Below are 259 nucleotides of genomic sequence, written 5' to 3' on the forward strand. Positions count from 1 at the left end.
GGGCGATTTTGGCGATGAGATTTGAGGTGGTGAGCTGATCGTAAAAAATGCCGAACAGCAAAAGCACGGCGGCGCTGACGGCAATGCCAAGCCCATAGGCCGTTATCGCATCGCGTAGCGCCTGTGTTCGGGAATGAATATTTTCAAAGCCGATGCGGCGGGCGAGCAGGAAAAGCAGCGGCAGGTTCAGGATGCAGAGCAGCAGAAGCCGCCAGGAATTGACATAGAGGCCCAGAAACCACATTTCCATGGTCATCAG

General features: G+C 54.8%; 1 protein-coding gene. It reads right to left on the minus strand.

The genetic code is table 11. The features are described from left to right. The coding region (locus tag SB764_RS41975; RefSeq protein ID WP_410867032.1) for a DUF2391 family protein at positions 1 to 259 on the minus strand (259 nt) is incomplete at both ends.

Origin of the sequence: Paraburkholderia sp. SIMBA_027, from assembly GCF_046535315.1 — a bacterium.
Lineage (GTDB): Bacteria > Pseudomonadota > Gammaproteobacteria > Burkholderiales > Burkholderiaceae > Paraburkholderia > Paraburkholderia tropica.